Source organism: Enterobacter sp. SM3 (genome assembly GCF_009811935.2).
Classification (GTDB): Bacteria; Pseudomonadota; Gammaproteobacteria; order Enterobacterales; family Enterobacteriaceae; genus Enterobacter; species Enterobacter asburiae_D.
Genome location: NZ_CP099971.1, coordinates 4,079,957 through 4,103,264 on the forward strand (window position 1 = coordinate 4,079,957; position 23,308 = coordinate 4,103,264).

At 56.6% G+C, this 23,308-nt stretch carries 19 protein-coding genes and 1 riboswitch; of the genes, 10 read left to right on the plus strand and 9 right to left on the minus strand.

What is annotated here, in order from left to right; translation table 11 throughout:
• The first annotated feature begins 113 nt into the window (after positions 1-113).
• A complete protein-coding gene (locus GVO84_RS19075) occupies positions 114-2,255 on the plus strand; it encodes a TonB-dependent siderophore receptor (RefSeq protein ID WP_159514916.1) in 2,142 nt (713 codons plus the stop codon).
• Between the two features lie 132 nt (positions 2,256-2,387).
• Here GVO84_RS19075 and parE read toward each other — a convergent pair whose 3' ends face one another.
• The 5 genes from parE to nudF are packed head-to-tail and all read right to left on the minus strand — an operon-like array spanning position 2,388 to position 6,796.
• Complete coding sequence (parE, locus tag GVO84_RS19080) at positions 2,388-4,280, minus strand: DNA topoisomerase IV subunit B (protein ID WP_029740698.1); 1,893 nt, start codon at positions 4,278-4,280, stop codon at positions 2,388-2,390.
• A gap of 28 nt (positions 4,281-4,308) precedes the next feature.
• Positions 4,309-4,890 carry an esterase YqiA gene (gene yqiA / locus GVO84_RS19085; RefSeq protein WP_008502976.1) on the minus strand — a complete coding sequence of 194 codons (582 nt, stop codon included), beginning with the start codon at positions 4,888-4,890 and terminating at the stop codon, positions 4,309-4,311.
• Positions 4,890-5,717, minus strand: coding sequence for a 3',5'-cyclic-AMP phosphodiesterase (gene cpdA / locus GVO84_RS19090; protein ID WP_029740697.1), 828 nt, complete (start codon positions 5,715-5,717; stop codon positions 4,890-4,892). The genes yqiA and cpdA overlap by 1 nt, the downstream gene beginning before the upstream one ends.
• A 27-nt stretch (positions 5,718-5,744) precedes the next feature.
• On the minus strand, positions 5,745-6,167 hold the full coding sequence (locus GVO84_RS19095; RefSeq protein WP_003862516.1) for a DUF1249 family protein: 423 nt from the start codon (positions 6,165-6,167) through the stop codon (positions 5,745-5,747).
• Entirely contained in the window at positions 6,164-6,796 is a 633-nt protein-coding gene (nudF, locus tag GVO84_RS19100) for an ADP-ribose diphosphatase (RefSeq protein WP_023333429.1), read from the minus strand. The genes GVO84_RS19095 and nudF overlap by 4 nt, the downstream gene beginning before the upstream one ends.
• 204 nt (positions 6,797-7,000) lie before the next feature.
• Here nudF and tolC point away from each other — a divergent pair, with 204 nt between their 5' ends.
• The 3 genes from tolC to GVO84_RS19115 all read left to right on the plus strand — a co-directional run bounded on the left by tolC (position 7,001) and on the right by GVO84_RS19115 (position 10,505).
• A complete protein-coding gene (gene tolC, locus GVO84_RS19105; protein ID WP_121424684.1) occupies positions 7,001-8,479 on the plus strand; it encodes an outer membrane channel protein TolC in 1,479 nt (492 codons plus the stop codon).
• 194 nt (positions 8,480-8,673) lie between these two features.
• On the plus strand, positions 8,674-9,342 hold the full coding sequence (locus tag GVO84_RS19110; RefSeq protein WP_023309204.1) for a DUF1190 family protein: 669 nt from the start codon (positions 8,674-8,676) through the stop codon (positions 9,340-9,342).
• Positions 9,343-9,344: 2 nt separating this feature from the next.
• Positions 9,345-10,505 carry a glutathionylspermidine synthase family protein gene (locus GVO84_RS19115; RefSeq protein WP_159514917.1) on the plus strand — a complete coding sequence of 387 codons (1,161 nt, stop codon included), beginning with the start codon at positions 9,345-9,347 and terminating at the stop codon, positions 10,503-10,505.
• A 93-nt stretch (positions 10,506-10,598) separates the two neighbouring features.
• Here the strand turns inward: GVO84_RS19115 and ygiD are convergent, their stop codons facing one another.
• A complete protein-coding gene (ygiD, locus tag GVO84_RS19120) occupies positions 10,599-11,387 on the minus strand; it encodes a 4,5-DOPA dioxygenase extradiol (RefSeq protein ID WP_159514918.1) in 789 nt (262 codons plus the stop codon).
• Between the two features lie 196 nt (positions 11,388-11,583).
• On the opposite strand from ygiD, the gene zupT reads away from it, so the two are divergent.
• The 5 genes from zupT to GVO84_RS19145 all read left to right on the plus strand — a co-directional run bounded on the left by zupT (position 11,584) and on the right by GVO84_RS19145 (position 17,520).
• Positions 11,584-12,357, plus strand: a complete 774-nt coding sequence (gene zupT, locus GVO84_RS19125; protein WP_121424687.1) for a zinc transporter ZupT — start codon at positions 11,584-11,586, stop codon at positions 12,355-12,357.
• Between the two features lie 273 nt (positions 12,358-12,630).
• Positions 12,631-13,191, plus strand: a complete 561-nt coding sequence (locus GVO84_RS19130) for a fimbrial protein (protein ID WP_121424688.1) — start codon at positions 12,631-12,633, stop codon at positions 13,189-13,191.
• 74 nt (positions 13,192-13,265) lie between these two features.
• Positions 13,266-15,704, plus strand: a complete 2,439-nt coding sequence (locus tag GVO84_RS19135; protein WP_159514919.1) for a fimbria/pilus outer membrane usher protein — start codon at positions 13,266-13,268, stop codon at positions 15,702-15,704.
• A 9-nt stretch (positions 15,705-15,713) separates the two neighbouring features.
• Positions 15,714-16,475 (plus strand): fimbrial biogenesis chaperone, encoded by a 762-nt coding sequence (locus tag GVO84_RS19140; RefSeq protein WP_159515671.1) that lies wholly within the window; start codon positions 15,714-15,716, stop codon positions 16,473-16,475.
• The gene (locus GVO84_RS19145; RefSeq protein WP_159514920.1) at positions 16,459-17,520 is read left to right on the plus strand and encodes a fimbrial protein; all 1,062 of its coding nucleotides are present in this window, start codon (positions 16,459-16,461) and stop codon (positions 17,518-17,520) included. The genes GVO84_RS19140 and GVO84_RS19145 overlap by 17 nt, the downstream gene beginning before the upstream one ends.
• A gap of 44 nt (positions 17,521-17,564) precedes the next feature.
• Here GVO84_RS19145 and ribB read toward each other — a convergent pair whose 3' ends face one another.
• The gene (gene ribB / locus GVO84_RS19150) at positions 17,565-18,218 is read right to left on the minus strand and encodes a 3,4-dihydroxy-2-butanone-4-phosphate synthase (protein ID WP_023309208.1); all 654 of its coding nucleotides are present in this window, start codon (positions 18,216-18,218) and stop codon (positions 17,565-17,567) included.
• Between the two features lie 106 nt (positions 18,219-18,324).
• A riboswitch (FMN riboswitch) is annotated at positions 18,325-18,475 on the minus strand.
• A 119-nt stretch (positions 18,476-18,594) separates the two neighbouring features.
• On the opposite strand from ribB, the gene ubiK reads away from it, so the two are divergent.
• Positions 18,595-18,891: a ubiquinone biosynthesis accessory factor UbiK gene (gene ubiK, locus GVO84_RS19155; protein ID WP_159514921.1), complete on the plus strand. Its 297-nt coding sequence runs from the start codon at positions 18,595-18,597 to the stop codon at positions 18,889-18,891.
• A 75-nt stretch (positions 18,892-18,966) separates the two neighbouring features.
• On the opposite strand, the gene hldE is transcribed toward ubiK, so the two are convergent.
• Together hldE and glnE are read right to left on the minus strand one after the other, a co-directional pair.
• Entirely contained in the window at positions 18,967-20,397 is a 1,431-nt protein-coding gene (gene hldE / locus GVO84_RS19160; protein WP_029740691.1) for a bifunctional D-glycero-beta-D-manno-heptose-7-phosphate kinase/D-glycero-beta-D-manno-heptose 1-phosphate adenylyltransferase HldE, read from the minus strand.
• A 40-nt stretch (positions 20,398-20,437) separates the two neighbouring features.
• A complete protein-coding gene (gene glnE / locus GVO84_RS19165; RefSeq protein ID WP_159514922.1) occupies positions 20,438-23,293 on the minus strand; it encodes a bifunctional [glutamate--ammonia ligase]-adenylyl-L-tyrosine phosphorylase/[glutamate--ammonia-ligase] adenylyltransferase in 2,856 nt (951 codons plus the stop codon).
• Between the last annotated feature and the right edge of the window lie 15 nt (positions 23,294-23,308).

A 23,308-nucleotide genomic window follows, 5' to 3' on the forward strand; every position in this document is an offset into this window, starting at 1 on the left:
CTCAATTACATGTCCGATGCCCGCCGTGGCTAACGGACAGACCGTAAAGGGCAATGACTCACACATTTTTCCGCGAAACGTCATTCGCGGGATATTTCGGGATAACAGATGTAATGGCTACGTTCACACCTTCACTCTCTGGGGTAAAAGGGCGCGCGCTCTTTTCACTGCTGTTTATGGCGCCGCTGGTGCAGGCAGCAGGCACCACCGCGGCTAAAGACGGCGAAACGCTTACCGTCACCGCCAATCCAACTACTGCGGCGGAGGCCACCAATGGCTATCAGCCGTTGAATACCTCCACGGCTACGTTAACCAACATGCCGATGCTGGACATCCCGCAGGTGGTCAATACCGTCAGCGATAAAGTGCTGGCAGATCAGCACGCCACCACGCTGGATGAAGCGCTCTATAACGTCAGCAACGTGGTGCAGACCAACACCCTGGGCGGTACGCAGGATGCCTTCGTGCGCCGCGGGTTTGGCGCGAACCGCGACGGCTCGATCATGACCAACGGCCTGAGCACCGTCCTGCCGCGCAGCTTCAATGCCGCAACCGAGCGCGTGGAGGTGCTGAAAGGCCCGGCCTCCACGCTCTATGGCATTCTCGATCCGGGCGGCCTGATTAACGTCGTCACCAAACGCCCGGAGAAAACCTTCGGCGGTTCCCTTTCCGCCACCTCTTCCAGCTTTGGCGGCGGCACCGGACAAATCGATGTTACCGGCCCGATTGACGGCACGCGCCTGGCGTATCGCCTGACGGGCGAATATCAGGACGAGGATTACTGGCGCAATTTCGGCACCGAACGCAGCACCTTTATCGCTCCGTCGCTCACCTGGTTTGGCGACGATGCCACCGTGACCGTGCTCTATTCGCATCGCGACTATAAAACGCCGTTCGATCGCGGAACGATCTTCGATCTCAACACTAAAAAAGCCGTCGACGTGGATCGCAAAACCCGCTTCGATGAGCCGTTTAACGTGACCGACGGCCAGTCCGATCTCGCTCAGCTCAACGCGGAGTATCGGCTCAACAGCCAGTGGACCGCGAAGTTTGACTACAGCTACAGCCAGGATAAATACAGCGATAACCAGGCCCGCGTGATGGCCTACGATTCAAAAACCGGCAACCTGACCCGCCGCGTGGATGCGACCCAGGGCTCGACCCAGCGTATGCACACGACGCGCGCGGATCTGCAGGGGAACGTCGACATCGCGGGCTTTTACAATGAGATCCTGACCGGCGTGTCGTATGAGAATTACGATCTGCTGCGTACGGACATGATCCGCTGTAAGAACGTTAAGGATTTCAATATTTACAACCCGAGCTACGGCAGCCTCGGCAAGTGCACCACCGTCTCGGCATCCGACAGCGATCAAACCATCAAGCAGGAGAGCTACTCCGCCTACGCGCAGGACGCGCTGTACCTGACCGATAAGTGGATCGCCGTCGCTGGACTGCGCTACCAGTATTACACCCAGTACGCGGGAAAAGGACGTCCGTTTAACGTGAACACCGACAGCCGCGACGACCAGTGGACGCCGAAGCTGGGCCTTGTCTATAAGCTCACCCCGGCGGTCTCGCTGTTTGCTAACTATTCCCAGACGTTTATGCCGCAGTCGTCCATTGCGAGCTACATCGGTGACCTGCCGCCGGAAACGTCGAACGCGTATGAAATCGGCGCTAAGTTTGACCTGTTCGACGGCATTACCGCCAATATCGCGCTGTTTGATATCCACAAGCGCAACGTGCTGTACACCGAGAGCATTGGAGATGAAACCGTCGCCAAAACCGCGGGCCGCGTGCGCTCGCAGGGTGTTGAAGTGGATCTTGCCGGATCGTTGACCGAGAACACCAACATTATCGCCAGCTACGGCTATACCGACGCGAAGGTGCTGGAAGATCCGGACTATGCGGGCAAACCGCTGCCGAACGTGCCGCGCCATACCGGCTCCCTGTTCCTGACCTACGATATTCACAATGCGTTTGCCGGGAATACCCTGACGCTGGGCGGCGGCGGGCACGGCGTAAGCCGTCGTTCTGCAACCAACGGTGCGGATTATTATCTGCCGGGCTATTTCGTGGCGGATGCGTTTGCGGCATACAAGATGAAGCTACAGTATCCGGTGACGCTGCAGGTGAACGTGAAAAACCTGTTTGATAAGACCTACTACACATCGTCCATTGCGACCAACAACCTGGGCAACCAGATTGGCGATCCGCGCGAAGTGCAGTTTACGGTGAAGATGGAGTTTTGACGTCAGTGCGGGGCGTTCCCCTCACCCTAACCCTAACCCTCTCCCCAGAGGGGCGAGGGGATCGATCGTAGGCCCGGTAAGCGCAGCGCCACCGGGCAAAAAAAAGCCCTGCATCGCAGGGCTTTTTCAGCATCAGGCCTCGATATCCGCCATATCGCCTTTCTCCTGCAGCCAGTTACGTCGGTCTTCCGAACGTTTCTTGGCAAGGAGCATATCCATCATGGCGTTGGTTTGCTGCTCGTCTTCGTCGCTGATCGTCAGCTGCACCAGACGGCGCGTGTTCGGATCCAGCGTCGTTTCGCGAAGCTGCATCGGGTTCATCTCGCCCAGCCCTTTAAAGCGCTGCACGTTCGGTTTGCCCTTCTTGCGCTTCAGCTGTTCCAGCACGCCCGCTTTCTCTTCTTCCGTCAGCGCGTAGTAAACCTCTTTGCCAAGGTCGATACGGTACAGCGGCGGCAGCGCCACGTGGACGTGACCGTTTTTCACCAGCGTTTTGAAGTGCTTCACGAACAGCGCGCACAGCAGCGTGGCGATGTGCAGGCCATCGGAGTCCGCATCCGCGAGGATACAGATCTTGCCGTAGCGCAGCTGGCTCAGATCGTCGCTGTCCGGATCGATACCGATCGCCACCGAGATATCGTGGACTTCCTGCGAGGCCAGCACTTCATCAGAAGAGACCTCCCAGGTATTCAGGATCTTACCCTTGAGCGGCATGATCGCCTGATATTCACGATCGCGCGCCTGCTTGGCCGATCCACCCGCCGAGTCCCCTTCCACGAGGAACAGCTCGGTACGGTTGAGATCCTGCGCGGTACAGTCTGCCAGCTTGCCCGGCAGCGCAGGGCCGCTGGTCAGTTTTTTACGTACCACTTTCTTCGCGGCGCGCAGACGACGCTGGGCGCTGGAGATGGCCATTTCAGCCAGCATCTCTGCCGCCTGAACGTTCTGGTTCAGCCACAGGGTAAAGGCATCTTTCACCACGCCGGAGACGAACGCCGCGCACTGACGTGACGACAGACGCTCTTTGGTCTGACCGGCAAACTGCGGATCCTGCATCTTCACGGAGAGCACGTAGGCGCAGCGATCCCAGATATCTTCCGCCGACAGCTTCACGCCGCGCGGCAGGATGTTACGGTATTCGCAGAACTCGCGCATCGCGTCCAGCAGCCCCTGACGCAGGCCGTTGACGTGGGTACCGCCGAGCATGGTCGGGATCAGGTTAACGTAGCTTTCGGTCAGCAGCTCGCCGCCTTCCGGCAGCCACAGCAGCGCCCAGTCCACGGCTTCGGTATCGCCGCTAAAGTTACCGACAAACGGTTTTTCCGGCAGCGTTGGCAGGCCGTTTACCGCTTCGCACAGGTAGTCGTTCAGACCGTCGGCGTAGCACCAGGTTTGTGCGGTATTGTTAACGTGATCGGTAAAGGTGATTTCCACGCCCGGACACAGCACCGCTTTGGCTTTCAGCAGGTGCGTCAGGCGAGAAACAGAAAAGCGTGGGCTGTCGAAGAAGCTTTCGTCAGGCCAGAAGTGGACGCTGGTGCCGGTGTTGCGTTTGCCGCACGTGCCGACAACCTGCAGATCCTGCACCTTATCGCCGTTTTCAAACGCGATGTTATAGACCTGGCCGTCGCGACGGACGTTCACTTCCACGCGTTTGGACAGGGCGTTCACGACGGAAATACCCACACCGTGCAGACCACCGGAGAACTGGTAGTTCTTGTTGGAGAACTTACCGCCCGCGTGCAGACGACAGAGGATCAGCTCAACGGCAGGCACGCCCTCTTCCGGGTGGATATCCACCGGCATGCCGCGCCCGTCGTCGATGACTTCCAGCGACTGATCGGCGTGCAGGATAACGTCAACGCGTTTGGCATGGCCCGCCAGCGCTTCGTCCACACTGTTATCAATAACTTCCTGGCCCAGATGGTTTGGGCGCGTCGTATCGGTGTACATCCCCGGGCGGCGGCGAACCGGCTCAAGCCCGGTGAGGACCTCAATGGCATCAGCGTTATAGGTTTGCGTCATGATTTAAACTAGCAATTCGCATTGATTGTCAGTGGCTGTGCAGTCCAAGAAAATCGACAATCTGGGTGAAATGATTCTCAAAGCCCGTGAAAGCATGGTTTCCGCCCTCTTCTATAGTCTGGCGGCAGGAGGCGTAATACGCCACTGCCTGGCGGTAATCCAGCACTTCATCACCCGTCTGTTGCAGCAGCCAGATGAGATCCGGCGCCTCAAGCGGGTCGACCTGCATAACTTTGAGATCGTAAATATGGCGTGACTCTAGCACATATTGCTGGCCGGTGTAGGGGTTCTCGTTTTCGCCAAGAAAGTCCCTCAGCAGCTCAAATGGCCGAACCGCCGGATTAACCACAACGGCGGGCAGCATGAAGCATTGTGAAAGCCAGGTGGCGTAGTACCCGCCCAGGGATGAACCAACGACGCCGAAGGTTTCGCCGCCGTGCGCAAGCACGATAGATTCCAGCATCTCCGCGGCCTCTGCCGGGTAAGGCGGCAGCTGCGGGATAATCATCTCAACGTCGGGGTGATGCTCGCTCAGCCACTGACGAAACTGTGTCGCTTTTGCGGAGCGCGGCGAGCTGTTGAATCCGTGCAGATAAAGGAGCGTAGACATCAATAGCCTTCTGAAGCGGTATCCGGGCGGAATTTTGCACCGGTCAAACGGCAGACTTCCGTGGTCAGCGTGCCGTCGGCATGCAGTTCCAGCCAGCGCCAGCCTGGCGCAATGGTATCCAGCGTAAAGTTGGCGCAGTGCGGCTTAAACTGAACGCAGGTCGACGGCGTCGCCAGCATGCGGCGTCCGTTCCAGTCGAGATCCTGTTCCTGGTGAATATGCCCACATAGCAGATTTTTCACCCGGGGGAACTTCGCCAGCACGCGGTCCAGCGCCGCGGAGTTGCGCAGGCTGTGCTGATCGAGCCAGCTGCAGCCCGCCGGCAGAGGGTGATGATGAAGCAACAGCAGCGTGTGGCGTTCAGGTTCAGCAGCCAGTTTGGTCTCAAGCCAGTCGAGCTGAAATTCGCTTAACTCACCGTGCGGGACGCCAAATACCTGGCTGTCCAGCAGCAGGATCTGCCACTGTTCACCCGCAAAAACACATTTCGCCGGAGAAATCCCCGCATCCTGAAGAGAACTGAACATGGCAGGCTGAAAGTCATGGTTTCCCGGCAGCCAGACGCAAGGCACGCTAAAGCTCGCGATGCCTTCAGCAAAATGCTGGTAGGCCGCGGAGGACTGATCCTGCGCCAGATCGCCCGTTGCGACAATCAGATCGCATGCACGGTTTTCAGCGTGAATGGCGCTAAGCACCGCCTGATAACTCTCCCAGGTGTTGACCCCCAGTAGCGTCTCATGCTTTTCGGCAAAAAGGTGGGTATCGGTGATTTGTAATATCCTGACTGGCGCCCCACCAGCAACAGTCAGGTTCAACAGGCTTTCCAAATGGTGTCCTTAGGTAGGTTTATGACGCTAACAAACCGGAATCGCCATTGCTCCATGTGCTAAACAATATCTTAGCCAGTCGGCTAAAAACTGGTTAATTTGATGCTTTTCGTCGCGTTGATGCAACTTTTTATTCGGGTAATCATAACGCGCTTTGAAGCGAAAGATCTGCTGGCTTGAACACACTTCAGCGACCATCGCGTCGTGATAGAGGCGCACCGTCATCGACGGCAGGCTCCAGTAGCTAATGCTCGGGGCCGTTTGCTCAATCTCCACCAGCGTAGTGTAGCGCGTTGATTCCGTTATCGTTAACCGATACTGCGCGTTGCTCACCTGATAGCTTACCGTTTCGCCGGGTGCGTCGTTACGCGGCAGCAGGCGGCGCAACTGTGCGAAATTGGTTTCGCACAGGCGCATCATTTCTGGGAAGTCAGGCGTATAGCGCTTCATTTTTTCCACTCGTTTCGTAATGTCTGATAATGCAGCTGTAGCCATTGCAGGGCGATGACAGACGCTGCGTTGTCGATTTTCCCCTCTTCTACCCACTGATAAGCCTGTTCCCGGCTCACCACATGAACCCGAATATCTTCGTTTTCATCTGCCAGACCGTGGATCCCTTCCGCCGTCGTGGCGTCCACTTCGCCCACCATAATGGACAAGCGCTCGCTGGTGCCCCCCGGGCTTGCCAGATAGCTCAGCACCGGTTTGGTGCGGCCCACCACCAGCCCCGCCTCCTCCAGCGCCTCGCGCCGGGCGACGTCTTCAACCGACTCACCTTCTTCGATCATCCCGGCCACCATTTCCAACAGCCACGGGCTCTCGCTGACGTCATAAGCGGCGATGCGGATCTGCTCCACCAGCACAACTTCGTCACGCACTGGGTCAAAGGGTAGCAAGACTGCCGCATGCCCGCGTTCAAAAATTTCGCGTCTGATTTCACCGCTCATTTCCCCGTTAAACAGACGATGCCTGAAACGGTAAAGATCCATTGAAAAAAAACCGCTATAAAGCGTTTCTCGTGCAATAATTTCTACATCGTTTTTGGCGAATGTCACGGGCAACTTTTCTGGTTTCTGCATGAGTCGAGTCCTGGTAGCAATGGTGATGAAATTGTGAATTTCAAGGCTGTTTGGCTGCCGTTTGCAAGGCTATATGGTAGATTGGTGCAAATTACCGCCAGATGGCACGTAACGCCAACCTTTTGGTATGGAAGATTCTGTTAGAATCGGCAATTATTTTTTAATTAGATCAGCGCTAATACTGCTTCACAACAAGGAATGCAAATGAAGAAATTGCTCCCCATCCTTATCGGCCTGAGCCTGACGGGCTTCAGTGCAATGAGCCAGGCGGAAAACCTGTTACAGGTCTACCAGCAGGCACGTCTGGGCAACCCTGATTTACGTAAATCAGCGGCCGATCGTGATGCTGCGTTTGAAAAGATTAACGAAGCGCGTAGCCCCTTGCTGCCACAGTTAGGGTTAGGTGCAGATTATACCTACAGCAACGGTTTCCGCGACGCTAACGGCGTTAACTCCAATGCTACCAGCGCCTCACTGCAATTGACACAGACGCTGTTTGATATGTCCAAATGGCGCGCCCTGACTCTGCAGGAAAAGAGCGCGGGTATCCAGGATGTGACCTATCAGACCGACCAGCAGACGCTGATCCTGAACACTGCCACGGCGTACTTCAACGTGCTGAGCGCGATTGACGCGCTCTCCTACACCGAAGCGCAGAAACAGGCGATTTACCGCCAGTTAGATCAAACCACACAGCGCTTCAACGTGGGCCTGGTCGCGATCACCGACGTGCAGAACGCCCGTTCACAGTACGACACCGTGCTGGCCAACGAAGTGACCGCGCGTAACAACCTCGATAACGCGCTGGAATCCCTGCGTCAGGTCACCGGGAATTACTATCCTGAGCTGGCGTCGCTGAACGTGGACAGCTTTAAAACGGATAAACCGCAGGCCGTTAACGCCCTGCTGAAAGAGGCGGAAAACCGCAACCTGAGTTTACTGCAGGCGCGTCTGAGCCAGGACCTGGCCCGCGAGCAAATTCGTCAGGCGCAGGATGGCCATCTGCCAACTCTGAGCCTGAGCGCGTCTACCGGTGTCTCTGATACGACCTATAGCGGCTCTAAAACCAATACGTCCCAGTACGACGACAGCAATATGGGCCAGAACAAAGTGGGTCTGAGCTTCTCCCTGCCGCTGTACCAGGGCGGTCAGGTCAACTCTCAGGTGAAACAAGCGCAGTACAACTTTGTTGGCGCGAGCGAGCAGCTGGAAAGCGCCCACCGCAACGTGGTGCAGACCGTGCGTTCCTCCTTCAACAACGTGAACGCCTCGATCAGCAGCATCAACGCCTATAAACAGGCCGTTGTGTCTGCCCAGAGCTCTCTGGACGCGATGGAAGCGGGCTACTCGGTCGGTACACGTACTATCGTTGACGTGCTCGATGCGACCACCACGCTGTACAACGCGAAGCAGCAGCTCTCCAGCGCACGTTACCAGTACCTGATTAACCAGCTGAACATTAAGCAGGCTCTGGGTACGCTGAACGAGCAGGATCTGCAGATGCTGAACAGCGCGCTGGGCAAGCCGGTCTCCACCTCTCCTGACAGCGTTGCGCCGGAGAACCCGGAGCAGGTTGCCGCGGTTGATAACTTCAACGCTAACGGCAATACCCCTGCTGCACAGCCTGCCGCCGCGCGTACCACCGCGCCTGCCAGCAAAGGCAATAATCCGTTCCGTAACTAAGCATTGCCTGATGGCGCTTCGCTTATCGGGCCTACTTAATCGTAGGCCGGGTAAGCGCAGCGCCACCCGGCGCAAAATCACACCCGAACGTAAGCCAACGTAAAGATCCCCCTGATTCCGCCCCTCTTCGCTTCATTTTCAACCACTCATCCTCTATCCTGAGCGTTATTACCACTGGGTCCTGGAAGACAAAGATGAAACGGACAAAATCTATAAATCACGCTTCGTTCCGCAAAAGCTGGAACGCGCGTCACCTCACCCCTGTTGCGCTGGCGGTCACGGCTGTCTTTATGCTGGCAGGCTGTGAGAAAAATGACGAAACGGTTTCGCTGTATCAAAACGCAGACGACTGCTCCGCCGCAACCGGCAAAGCCGCCGAATGTAAAACCGCTTATACGAGCGCGCTGAAAGAAGCGGAACGTACCGCACCGAAATATGCCTCACGCGAAGACTGCGTGGCGGAGTTTGGTGAAGGTCAGTGCCAGCAGGCACCGGCGCAGGCAGGCACCGCCCCTGAAAATCAGGCGCAGGCTCAGTCCAGCGGCAGCTTCTGGATGCCGCTGATGGCAGGCTACATGATGGGTCGTCTGATGGGCGGCGGTGCAGGCTACCAGCAGCAGCCGCTGTTTAGCTCGAAAAACCCGGCCAGCCCGGCTTACGGTCAATATACCGATGCCAGCGGCAAAGGCTACGGCGCAGCGACCCCTGGCCGCACTGTGACGGTACCGAAAACGGCGATGGCGCCGAAGCCCGCGACGACCAGCACCATCACCCGCGGCGGGTTTGGTGAATCTGTGGCGAAGCAGACCAGCATGCAGCGCAGTGCGACAGGTACCTCCTCTACTCGCTCAATGGGCGGCTGATCATGGAACGAGTCAGTATCACCGAGCGCCCGGACTGGCGTGAAAAAGCCACCGAGTACGGTTTTAACTTCCACACCATGTACGGCGAGCCGTACTGGTGTGAAGACGCCTATTACAAGCTCACGCTGGCCCAGGTGGAAAAACTGGAAGAGGTGACCGCCGAGCTGCACCAGATGTGCCTGAAGGTCGTGGAAAAGGTCATCGACAGCGACGAGCTGATGGCAAAGTTCCGCATTCCGAAGCACACCTGGGGCTTTGTGCGCCACTCGTGGAAAACGAATCAACCTTCGCTTTACTCTCGTCTGGATCTGGCGTGGGATGGCAAAGGTGAACCGAAGCTTCTGGAAAACAACGCCGATACGCCAACCTCTCTGTACGAAGCGGCGTTCTTCCAGTGGATCTGGCTGGAAGACCAGGCCAATGCCGGAAACCTGCCGGAGGGCAGCGACCAGTTTAACAGCCTGCAGGAAAAGCTGATTGAGCGTTTTGCCGAGCTGCGCGAACAGCATGGCTTCAACCTGCTGCATCTCGCCTGCTGCCGCGACACGGAAGAAGACCGTGGCACGGTTCAGTATCTGCAGGATTGCGCCGCCGAAGCGGAAGTGGCGACCGAGTTCCTCTATATCGAGGATATCGGCCTGGGTGAAAAAGGTCAGTTTACGGATATGCAGGACCAGGTGATCAGCAACCTGTTCAAGCTCTACCCATGGGAATATATGCTGCGCGAGATGTTCTCCACCAAGCTGGAAGATGCTGGCGTGCGCTGGCTGGAGCCGGCATGGAAGAGCATTATCTCTAACAAAGCCCTGCTGCCGATGCTGTGGGAGATGTTCCCGAACCATCCGAACCTGCTGGCGGCGTACTTTGCGGAAGATGACCATCCGCAGCTGGATAAGTACGTCGTGAAGCCGATTTTCTCCCGCGAAGGCGCAAACGTGTCGATTATCGAAAACGGTAAGACGCTGGAAGCGGTTGAAGGGCCGTACGGCGAAGAGGGGATGATCGTCCAGGAGTTCTACCAGCTGCCGAAGTTTGGCGACAGCTATACGCTGATTGGCAGCTGGCTCATCAACGATCAACCGGCCGGGATTGGCATTCGCGAAGATCGCGCCCTGATCACGCAGGATCTGTCACGGTTCTATCCGCATATTTTTGTGGAGTAAGACTGCGGCCTGATGCCCTCACCCCAGCCCTCTCCCACAGGGAGAGGGTGCAAACACTAAAAACGGCAACCTGAGGTTGCCGTTTTGCTTTTATTATCCCACCTGCACCGACAGCATACTCAAACTGCCCATCTCAATACCATCAACCGGAATGGTAATTGGTTCCTGACCGTCCCATGCGCCTAATACATAAAGCAGCGGCAGGAAGTGTTCCGCCGTCGGGTTAGAGAGCGAACCGCCTTCGTGATCCAGATAGTTCACTAACGGATGCTCCTCAGCCGGACCTTGCCACGTCAGGTTCGCTTTGACGTAGTCGTTAAACGAGGTCGCCCACGGGTACGGCGTGTTCTCACCGTGCCAGCGTGCCGTGCGCAGGTTATGCACCACGTTACCGCTTGCCACCAGCATGATGCCTTCATCACGCAGGGTTGCCAGCTTGCGGCCCATCTCCAGATGCCTGGCGGCTGGTTTAGTGCTGTCGATGCTCAACTGCACCATCGGGATATCCGCATCAGGATACATTTTGATCAGCACGCCCCATGAGCCATGGTCAAAGCCCCAGGCTTCTTTATCCAGCGTGACGGGGACAGGTGCCAGCAAATCAACCAGCTTTTGAGCCAGCTCAGGCGAACCGGGGGCTGGATAATGCGTGTCGTAAAGCGCCTGCGGGAAGCCGCCAAAATCATGAATGGTTTTTGGCGCTTCCATGGCGGTCACGCCCGTCCCTCGGGTAAACCAGTGCGCAGACACCACCACGATCGCTTTCGGACGCGGCAGCGTCTCGCCCAGATGACGCCAGGCTCGGGTATAGACGTTGTCTTCCAGAACGTTCATTGGGCTACCGTGGCCTAAAAACAGGGCTGGCATACGGGAAGAAGTCATGGTGATATCCTTACAGAAGGTGTCAATTTAATGGTGCTACATTACGCGCAATCCGGCAAAGATGAACGCAGATAAGCGTGAAGATCATCATCAGGAAATTTGAATGTAAGGAATGTGTAAAGCCGGGGTTCCCCCCTCGCTTTGCCAGAAATGAATCATTTATATTAATGAGAATCATTATCATAAGGAGCAATGCATGTCAGTCCCCTTGATCCTGACCATACTGGCGGGCGCCGCGACCTTTATCGGTGCGATCCTCGGCGTGCTCGGCCAAAAGCCCTCTAACCGCGTACTGGCCTTCTCACTGGGTTTTGCCGCCGGGATCATGCTGCTCATCTCGCTGATGGAGATGCTGCCTGCCGCACTGGGCACAGAAGGCATGTCTCCGCTTCTGGGTTACGGCATGTTTGTCTTTGGCCTGCTGGGATACTTTGCCCTCGATCGGATGCTACCGCACGCGCATCCGCAGGATTTAATGCAGCAAAACGTGACGCCCATGCCGCGTAATATCAAGCGCACCGCCGTGCTGTTAACGCTTGGCATCAGCCTGCATAACTTCCCGGAGGGGGTTGCGACCTACGTGACGGCCAGCAGCAATCTTGAGATGGGCTTTGGCATCGCCCTGGCGGTCGCCTTACACAATATTCCTGAAGGACTGGCCGTCGCCGGACCGGTGTATGCCGCCACGGGCTCAAAACGCACCGCGGTGTTCTGGGCGGGTATTTCCGGGATGGCTGAAATCCTTGGAGGCGTGCTGGCCTGGTTGATCCTCGGAAGTCTGGTCTCCCCTGTTGTGATGGCTGCCATTATGGCCGCGGTAGCCGGGATCATGGTTGCGCTCTCCGTCGATGAACTCATGCCGCTGGCGAAAGAGATCGACCCGAATAACAACCCCAGCTATGGCGTGCTGTGCGGAATGTCGGTGATGGGCCTGAGCCTGGTGTTGCTGCAAACAGCAGGTATCGGTTGAGCATTTTGCCTCCGTTAAACGCGGAGGCATTATTTCTTTATTTTGTCGAAGACAATCTACACTATTTTTATTCTGTTTAATTATTTAGACTATCTCAGAATAAAACAGTAATCATATGCGCTGCTTAGAATAATCCGGGCTTATAATTTAATATTCCCTTAAAATGAGTTTTAGCCAATTTAATCGCACCCCCTCCTCTTTAGACCGTATACTTTACGAGCATTCTGAAATTTAATATTCAGTTTATGAATTCATTTGAAAAAGGATATTTTCATGTATATGGGTAAAAAAGTTCTGTTAGCCGTTGCTATGGCTGCGATTGTATCGGGTTCTGCCTTTGCTGACGACCAGGGTTCGGGCAAAATCAAATTCAAAGGCGTTGTTATTGATGCGCCTTGCAGTATTGCACCAGACAGCGTTGATAAAGAAGTCGATCTCGGTGAAGTGACCACTGCCGTCATCAACGCCAACAAAAAGTCTACCGCTGTTCCGGTTGATATCAACCTGGAAAACTGCCAGCTTGACGATCCGGCGGATGAAACGGACACGCCAATTACCAAAGTCGATGTCACCTTCACCAGCTCAGCAACAGACGCGACGGATACCAGCCTGATGACCAACACCTACGCAAGTGGCGCACAGAACGTGGGTGTTCGTCTTCTGGATAACGCCGAAGCCAACATTACGCTGGGTGCGGCTAACGAAGTTGATCTGCTGGCTGGTTCCACCACGCAAACGCTGCACTTCAAAGCGTTAATGGAAGTACTGTCAGGCAAAACCGCTACGGCGGGTCAGGTTGAAGCCACCGCTAACTACGTTCTTGCGTATAAATAATAACTTCGCGTCACGGTATAAACCGGCTGGCATGTAATGCAGCCGGCATTCTATATTCTTTGAGTAACAGGACGATGACATACAAATTACAATGGATAATCATTATTACGTCCCTGTTAATGACGCAAATTGCCTCCGCGACTGAATTTAACATTAATGCTATTGATAAAGATCAGCGCGGTAGCGTTGACTTATCTCTTTTCAAAGATCAAATCGCCGTAATTCCAGGTAGCTATTTTGTTACGGTTTCTATTAATGATATTCCGCTGGCAAACGGCTGGCAGCTTCGCTGGCGAGAAATGAATGATCAGGTACAGGTCTGTATTCCACCTGAACTGGCCGATACCTTTGCTCTGCAGGACTCCATTCGCAGCGCCCTGCCAGAAAAAGAGGGATGCATTGATTTTTCATCCAGACCCGATATTAAGTTTACCTTTGACCAGGCCAGCCAGACGCTCAAGGTGACCGTCCCGCAGGCATGGCTGCAGTACCGTGCCGCAGACTGGATGCCGCCATCCACCTGGGACAACGGCGTGCCTGGCGTATTGCTGGATTACAACCTGTTCGCCAGTCATTACCAGCCTAATAACGGCTCAGGCACGGACAACGCCAACACCTACGGCACCGCGGGTGCTAATATGGGCGCGTGGCGGTTGCGCAGCGATTATCAGTACACGCAAACGCATACCGATGCCGGTTCTGAACATGATGGACGCTTTTCACGCGTTTATATGTTCCGTCCTCTCCCCTCGCTCGGCGCCAAACTTACGCTGGGCGAAACGGATTTCCAGTCTGCCATTTTTGATGCTTTCACCTATACCGGTGCATCCCTGATTAGCGATGAGCGTATGCTGCCGTGGTCGCTACGCGGTTACGCGCCGCAAATTACCGGCATCGCGCAAACCAACGCCACGGTTACCGTCAGCCTTGCCGATCGCGTGATTTACCAGAGCAAAGTCCCGCCTGGTCCCTTTGTGATTCAGGATCTTAACCAGTCTGTCCAGGGTACGCTGGACGTTAAGGTGACGGAAGAAGATGGGCGCGTTAGCACCTTCCAGGTCTCGGCAGAATCGGTGCCGTTTTTAACCCGCAAAGGTCAGGTTCGTTACAAGCTGGCGACCGGGAAAGCGCGCAAGGACGCCTCGCATGACGTTGAAGATAACGCGTTTCTGAGCGGGGAATTCTCCTGGGGGATGCTGTCACAAACCTCCCTCTATGGCGGTACGCTCGCCGATGGCGATCATTATCGGTCCGTCGCCGCCGGGATCGGCCAAAACATGGAGTACCTGGGCGCCCTCTCTTTCGACGTCACGCAGGCGACCAGCCAGTTGCCTAATCAGAATAGCCAGACGGGCTACAGCTACCGCTTTAACTACAGCAAGCGTTTCGATACCACAGGCAGCCAGTTGACGCTCGCCAGCTATCGCTACTCCGACCCACAGTTCCTGAGCTACGCTCGTTTCCTGGATTATGACAATAACGATCGGCAGTCCGAAAAACAGACGCTCAGCGTGACCGCAAGCCAGTACATTTCTGCGTTATCGCTCAACCTCTATGTGAACATGCTGCGCCAGACCTGGTGGAACGACTCGCCCTCCACAACGGGCAGCGTGACCGCAGGCTACAACTTTGATCTGGGCCGCTGGAAAAACCTGGGTGTCACCCTGTCGTGGAGTAAAACGCATTATGAAGATGAAGAAGACGATACGCAGTTCTATCTCTCACTGAGCGTACCGCTCGATCCCGATCATCGTCTGAATTACGACCTGCGCAACAGCGACAGCCTGAGCCAGAACGTGTCGTGGTATGACACATCAGACCGCAATAATACCTGGGGCGTTTCCGCAGGCACCGAGAGCGAGAAGTCAGACGCAGGCGCGCAGGTGAGCGGCAACTATCAGCATTATTCCCCTTATGGCGATCTGAATCTCTCCGGTAGCTATAAGGCTAATGAATACAATTCCCTGAGCGCCAGCTGGAACGGTTCGTTCACCTCGACGGCCAAAGGTGCCGCACTGCACCGCCGCAGCTACGGTAATGAACCGCGCGTGATGGTCAGCACCGACGGCGTAGGCAACATTCCGCTAAACATGTCGCGGGATGAAACCAACCGGTTTGGCATTGGCGTTTTACCGTCCATCTCCAGCTATTCGCCCTCCAGCGTGCAGGTCAATATGAACAACCTGCCCGATGGCGTGGACGTGGACACCCGCGTGGTTACCTCAACCTGGACGGAAGGCGCGATTGGATACCGGCAGATTGCCACGCGTGCAGGCAACGATATTGCAGGCATCTTACGTACCGCTTCCGGTACGCCGCCGCTGGGCGCGGTTGTTCGCCTGCTGGAAAACGGTAAGCAGATTGCCATGGTCGCCGATGACGGCCACGTCTGGCTCGGTGCCGTCGAGCCAGAGCAGCAGTTCCGCGTGACGTGGGGAGACAATCAGCAGTGTCGCTTCGCGTTACCTTCACACCTTGAAAACAGTATGCAGTTGATACTGCCATGTCAGTAAGAAACCATGATGAAATTAACCTCACTCAAAAGCCTGTGCCTGATGCTGGTCGGCACAGCATTCACCACCCACGCGGCCGTAAACCTCGACCGTACGCGCATTGTCTTCCCGGAAAGCGACAAAGCCAGCAGCCTGAAGGTTGAAAACCAGAGCAAGGCGTTGCCTTATCTGGCGCTCTCCTGGATTGAAGATGAAAAGGGCCGCAAAGAAGACACGCATTTCATGGCCCTCCCCCCTATTCAACGCCTTGAAGCGGGATCCGCATCGCAGGTCAGGATCGTTAAGCAAGCGGCCACCAGCCAGCTGCCGAAAGACAGAGAATCCCTGTTCTATTTCAACCTGCGCGAAGTGCCGCCGAAAAGCAGCAGCGCCAGCGAGGAACGCAGCGTCATGCAGGTCGCGATGCAGAGCAGGATAAAACTGTTCTGGCGTCCTAAAGCGATTACCAAAAAGCCCGGTGAGCTGGCGGAAATGCGTATGGAAATTTCAGCCAATGCCAAAGGACTGACCGTGCATAACCCCACGCCGTATTACATCACCCTCGCGTGGCTCAGCAAGAATGCGAAGACCATGCTGCCGGGCTTTGACAGCCTGATGATTGCGCCTTTCGCAACGGCAACCACGTCTACAGGTGACTATCACGGCAACTACTACAGCATCGGTTACATCGACGATTACGGTGCGCTGAAAAAAGTCGACGTGCAGTGCGCAGCAACAGCGCACTGCAAGCTCACCGAACGGAAGATCGAAAAAGATGCGAAAACTCGCTAACTTACTGTTTATTTTACTGGTATCAGCGCTGCCTATGAAAGCGGCGCTGGCGCTCGACTGCTATCTGGGTGGCTCCGGAGGCCCCGTTGAGGAGACCAAAACCATTTCGCCGTTTGCTATCCCCAGTAATGCGCAGGTGGGTGAAAAAATTTGGGAGTCGGATGACATCAAAATCCCGGTCACCTGCGATCACAACGTTGTCAGCGGTTTTGAAAAAGAAGATATCTTCGCATGGGTAAACCCTTACCCTGCGGCTTCGGACCCTTACTATGAGCTTGGCGTGACCTATGAAGGGATGGATTACGATGCAACCGGCCAGCCTAACGGCGTTGACACTCGGCAATGTCTGGATAACCACAGTATTCTGATTTATACCCCTGACCAAATCCGTCAGATGGGTTGGGAAAATCTCATCTGCTCCGGTAATCCGGATGATATCCACACCTCACGCACCTTTATCGCTCGTCTGCGCCTTTACGTAAAAATCAAAGCCATGCCGCCCCATGGCTACGTCAGCTCGCTGGGCGATTACATCGTTGTCCAGTTTGACGGTAAAGGCGGCGTGAACCAGATGGCGGACGCGAAAAACCTCAAATATCACATTAACGGTCTGCAGAACATTACCGTGCTGGACTGCGGGGCGACGTTCAGTATTTACCCTGAGAACCAGGAGATTGATTTCGGAACCTTTAGCGCGCGCGATATTGTGAATCAACAGACGCGTAAAAGGACCTTTTCGGTGAAGACAACGAAGGTGCAGGATGCTCAGTGTTCAGATGGGTTCAAAATGGACTCGTCGTTTTATACGAGTGAATCGCTTACCGCCAACGATACCGCGCTGCTAATAGGCAATGGCCTGAAGCTGAGGATCCTTAACGGGACCGAGCCCTACGCCTTTAACCACTACGACGAATACGCGGATTTTACGGGCAGCACGCTGCAGTATCAGCAGGATTACACCGCAGAGCTGTCGCCGGTCGAAGGAAAAGCAATCCAGTCCGGCCCGTTCGAAACGGTGGTGCTGTTCAAAATTAACTATCACTAAAAACAAAAAAGCCGGGTTTCCCCGGCTTTTTCACATCAGCCATTTCAGCTGGCTTTGCGCTCGTGCGCCTGGCGATACTCAACCAGATCTTCAATCGTCACGACCGGCATATTGTGCAGACGAGCAAAGGTGATGCACTCCGGCGCACGCGCCATGGTGCCGTCATCGTTGGTCAGTTCACACAGCACGCCTGCAGGTTTGAAGCCTGCCAGCGTCACCAGGTCGATGGTCGCTTCGGTGTGACCGCCGCGGGTCAGCACGCCGCCCGCCTGCGCACGCAGAGGGAAGACGTGGCCTGGACGATGCAGATCGGATGGCTTCGCACCGTCTGCAATCGCTGCACGAACGGTGGTCAGACGGTCAGCCGCAGACACACCGGTGGTCACGCCGTGCGCCGCTTCAATGGTCACGGTAAAACCGGTACCGAAGGCGCTGGTGTTGTTTTCGACCATCATCGGCAGGTCGAGCTGCTTACGACGATCTTCATTAATACACAGGCATACGATGCCGCTGCCGTGACGGATGGTCAGCGCCATCTGTTCAACGGTCATGTTTTCGGCGGCGAAAATCATGTCGCCTTCGTTTTCACGGTTTTCATCGTCAAGCACCATCACACCGCGGCCTTCGCGCAGTGCATCCAGTGCATGTTCAACACGTTGAGTTGAAGTGCCAAAAGAGGAAAGTAGCGTCTGATTCATGGTAAAAAAACCTCATTAACATTATGGTTACCAGAATCAGGGCAGTCTTAGGAGCGCCGTATAAGCGGCAAAAAGATAACGTGAGCGGGCCCATGCCCGACTGGATCGTTACTCTCTCCCATCCGGACTCTAACCGTCGGCCCCGGAATTACACCGGATCTGCTGACCTTTGAGTTTTCACCCAAAGCGCTCGCGGGCTTTCAGCGTCACGCTGATTTACCGCCGGTGGGGAATTTCGCCCCGCCCTGAGAATAAGCGAGATAACTATAACGCTATTGATTATCCTGGGCAATGCATAAGCATCAAACAATTTTGTTTACCCCGGGCATGACGCGCTACAATGGACACTAACACCTTTCCATCAAGGGAAACGACAATGATTGACCCGAAAAAAATTGAGCAGATCGCGCGTCAGGTTCATGAATCTATGCCAAAAGGCATTCGTGAATTTGGTGATGACGTAGAAAAAAAAATCCGCCAGACGCTGCAGGCGCAGTTGGTTCGCCTTGATTTAGTCAGCCGCGAAGAGTTTGACGTGCAGACCCAGGTTCTGCTGCGCACCCGCGAGAAGCTGGCGCTGCTGGAACAGCGTCTGACCGAGCTGGAAAACCGTAATGCACCGGAAGAAGTGAAGCCGGCACCGGCTATTCCACCGATGGACGACCAGGAGTAAGTGCGGCCTGATGCCCTCACCCCAGCCCTCTCCCACAGGGAGAGGGAGAAAAAAACGGGCCAACAGGCCCGTTTTTTACTGACTGTCTTTCTGGATCTTCTTGATGATGTTGGTGGTTGAGCAACCGTCCTCAAAGTTGAGCACCATCACTTCGCCGCCGTTGGCCCAGACCTCTTCGCTACCCGCGATTTGCTCCGGCTTGTAATCCCCGCCTTTTACCAGCAGATCCGGCAGAATGCCGGCAATCAGACGCTGCGGCGTGTCTTCTTCAAACGACACTACCCAGTCCACCGCTTCCAGCGCGCCGAGCACAATCATGCGCTGTTCGAGCGGGTTCACCGGACGCGTTTCACCCTTCAGGCGCTTCGTCGACGCGTCGCTGTTAACCGCCACAATCAGGCGATCGCCCAGCTTGCGCGCATTCGCCAGATACGAAACGTGGCCCGCGTGCAGGATGTCAAATACGCCGTTGGTCATCACCACTTTTTCACCACGCTTGCGCGCGGCGGCGACGGCCACCTTAAGCTCGTCTTCGGTCATGACGCCAAAACCGGTATCCGCACGACCGCGCACCGCGTTTTCCAGCTCAATTGGCGAAACGGTTGAGGTCCCGAGTTTACCGACGACCACACCCGCCGCAGCGTTGGCGAAGTAGCACGCCTCTTCCAGCGAGTTTCCTGCTGCCAGCGTCGCCGCCAGCACGCCGATCACCGTATCACCGGCACCGGTCACGTCGTACACTTCCTGCGCCTGGGTTGGCATATGCAGCGGCGCTTTGCCCGGCTGCAGCAGCGTCATCCCCTGCTCGGAGCGGGTGACCAGCAGCGCGGACAGCTCGAAATCAGCAATGATCTTCATGCCGCGCTCAACCAGCTCTTCCTCGGTTTTGCACTTGCCCGCCACCGCTTCAAACTCGGAGAGGTTTGGCGTCAGCAGGGTTGCGCCGCGATAGCGCTCAAAATCGGTCCCTTTCGGGTCGATCAGTACCGGGACGTTGGCTTTACGCGCCAGCTGAATCATCGTCTTCACACTGGCCAGCGCGCCTTTGGCGTAGTCCGACAGCACCAGCGCGCCAATATTGCCCAGCGCCTGGTTGATACGCTCGTGCAGCGGCTCGGGATCAACGCCCTCGAAACCTTCTTCAAAGTCGAGGCGGATCAGCTGCTGGTTGCGCGACAGCACGCGCAGCTTGGTGATGGTCGGGTGGGTCGGAACAGAAACGAAGTCGCACTTCACGTTCACGTCCGCCAGCGACTTGCTCAGCGCGCGCGCCGCATCGTCGATGCCGGTCAGGCCAACCAGACGCGACTGCGCGCCCAGAGAGGCAATGTTCATCGCCACGTTTGCCGCGCCGCCGGGACGCTCTTCTATGGTGTCGACCTTAACCACCGGTACCGGTGCTTCCGGAGAGATGCGGCTGGTCGGCCCATACCAGTAGCGATCCAGCATCACATCCCCAACAACCATTACCCCAGCACGTTCAAACTCTGGCAGTGTTACTTTCATTCCTGACTCCAGAAAGATTCACAATTTGCGCGCGATAATATCACACTTGATTTGTTACGCACGGTTCCACCAGCCACTTCTGCCAGCTGGCCGTTACCTGAGCACGTTCATGAGCAAAACTGTCCAGCGCCACGTGCCCCGGTTCCTCCTGCAGCGCCAGGTGATGAAGCTCGTCGCGAAGCGTCGTGTAGGCGCGGGTTAAGGCCTGCGCCTCCTGCTCGTCCATGATGTCGTTTTGCGCCAGCAGTTCCAGAATGCGCACGTTATCGGACCAGCGCGTCAGCTTCGGCTTGTCATGGGCGTGCAGCAGCACCAGATACTGGGTGATAAATTCAATATCGGTAATCCCGCCCTCGTCGGCTTTAATATCAAAGCGATCGCGGTGTTTATTGCCGAGATGCGCGCGCATTTTCTCGCGCATTTCGCGCACTTCCGTTTGCAGCGTGCTGCCATCACGTACGGTGGTCATAACCGCCCTGCGGATGACGTCAAACTGCGTTTTGAGCTGCGGATCGCCATACACCACGCGAGCGCGCACCAGCGCCTGATGCTCCCACGTCCAGGCTTCATTCTTCTGGTAATCGGCGAAGGAGTCCGTTGAGGTCACCAGCATGCCCGCCGCGCCGGACGGACGCAGGCGCGCATCCACTTCATACAAAATGCCCGACGAGGTGCGGGTACTGAACAGGTGCATGATGCGCTGCGCCAGGCGCAGATAGAACTGGCGCCCGTCTATCTCACGCTCGCCGTCGGTCATCACGTCAACCGGGCAGTCGTGCAGGAAGATTAAATCCAGATCGGAGCTATAGCCCAGCTCCCAGCCGCCGAGCTTACCGTACCCCACGACCGCAAAGCCTCGTCCTTCACGATCGGCCAGGTGTTTCGGCTGGCCGTAGCGCGCCACCATCTGCACCCACGCCTGATGCACCACCGCGTCGATGATTGCCTCTGCCAGCCAGGTTAAGTGATCGCTCACTTTCATCACTGGCAGCGTTCCGGCGATATCCGCCGCCGCCACGCGCAGCATCTGCGCCTGCTTAAACTGACGCAGCGCCTCCAGCTGTTGCTCTTCGTCTTCTTCCGGCACGCGCAGCAGATACTGACGCAACTCGTCCCGGTAGGCATCTGTCGCCGTTGGCTGATACAGCGTGTTCGGGTCGAGCAGCTCATCCAGCAGCAGCGGGTAACGCGCCAGCTTGTTGGCCACCATCGGCGACGCGGCGCAGAGCGTAATCAGGTGCTTGAGTGCCCCCGGAAACTCGCTCAGGAGCTCCAGATAGGTGGTACGCGTGATAATCCCGCTCAGCAGCGGCATCATGCGCGACAGCGGCACCGGCGCGTCCGCCCGCGAGCAGACCTCGCTCAGCAGGTGCGGCATCAGGTGATCCAGCACCTGACGACCGCGCGGGCCGATGGCGCGTTTATTTAGTTCGAGACGGAAATCCGCGATCAGCGCCACCACGCGATGCCGGGCGTCGTCACTCAGGTGCGCCAGCACGGGGGTCGTGTCATCTTCCTGAAGCGCATCCTGCCAAAGCTCGCGCCAGTGCTCGGAAAGCGCATCGTCCTGCGATTCACTTTCGTCATCACCGATCAGCTCGTTAAAGATGCGGCGCACGCCCGCCATATGGGCGTCCAGCCGTTCGGTTAACGCTGACCAGTCGTCCACGCGCATGCCCCAGGCCAGACGCGCCCGGTTGAGGTCATCGCCCGGCAGGGTCTGGGTCTGTTCGTCGTTGATGCTTTGCAGCAGGTTTTCCAGACGGCGCAGGAACAGATAGGCCTCGCGCAGGGTTTGCGCATCGCCGTCCGGCAGCAGGTGCAGCTGCTCGATGGCGCTCAGCGTCGGCAGCAGCGAGCGGGACTGCAGGGACGGCTCACGGCCGCCACGAATAAGCTGGAAGACCTGAACGATAAATTCGATTTCGCGAATGCCGCCCGCGCCGAGCTTGATGTTGTCCTTCAGACCACGACGGCGCACCTCACGGGCGATCATCCCTTTCATATTACGCAGGGACTGGATCACGCTGAAGTCGATATAGCGACGGAACACGAACGGGCGCAGCATGGCGCGCAGCTCGTTGGCGTAAGCGTCGTCGCTGTCGCCCATGATCCGCGCTTTAACCATCGCATAGCGCTCCCAGTCGCGCCCCTGCTCCTGGTAATAATCTTCCAGTGCGGCAAAGCTCAGCACCAGCGGGCCGCTGTCGCCAAACGGGCGCAGGCGCATGTCCACGCGGTAAACAAAACCGTCCTGCGTCGGCTGATCCAGCGCCTTAATCAGACGCTGGCCGAGACGGGTAAAGAACTGGGCGTTGTCCAGCTCGCGACGGCCGCCGCGCGTAGAGCCGTTCTCAGGCCAGGCAAAAATCAGGTCAATGTCGGAGGAGAAGTTCAGCTCGCAGCCGCCCAGCTTGCCCATCCCCAGAATCAACAGCGGCTGAGGAACCCCTTCCTCACTGCACGGCGTGCCCCACTCTTTACAGCAGGCGGCGTAGAGCCAGTCGCGCGCGGCGACAATCAGCGTTTGCGCCAGCTCGCTCAGCTGCTGCAGCGTGCTCTCTTCGCTCACCAGCTCCAGCGACTGCGCCCAGGCAATGCGCACCATCACCCGACGGCGGAACTGGCGCAGGACGCGCATCAGCGTGGCTTCATCCGCAACGTCTTCGAGTGCGGTTTGCAGCCAGCCGGCGTAATGCCGCCACTCGTCCGCCTGCGGCGGCGCGTTCTCAAGCTCTGCCAGCCAGTTCGGGTTGGCGGCGATACTTTCCTGCACAAAATCACTGAAGGCGAGCACGCTCTTCGCCTGCTCGCTTAACGATGACGCCGGTAATGACTCAGGCAGACGTTTGCAAACGGTCTGCCACTGCTGCTGTAACGCTGAAGAAAGCGGCATTATAGGGGTTCCTTG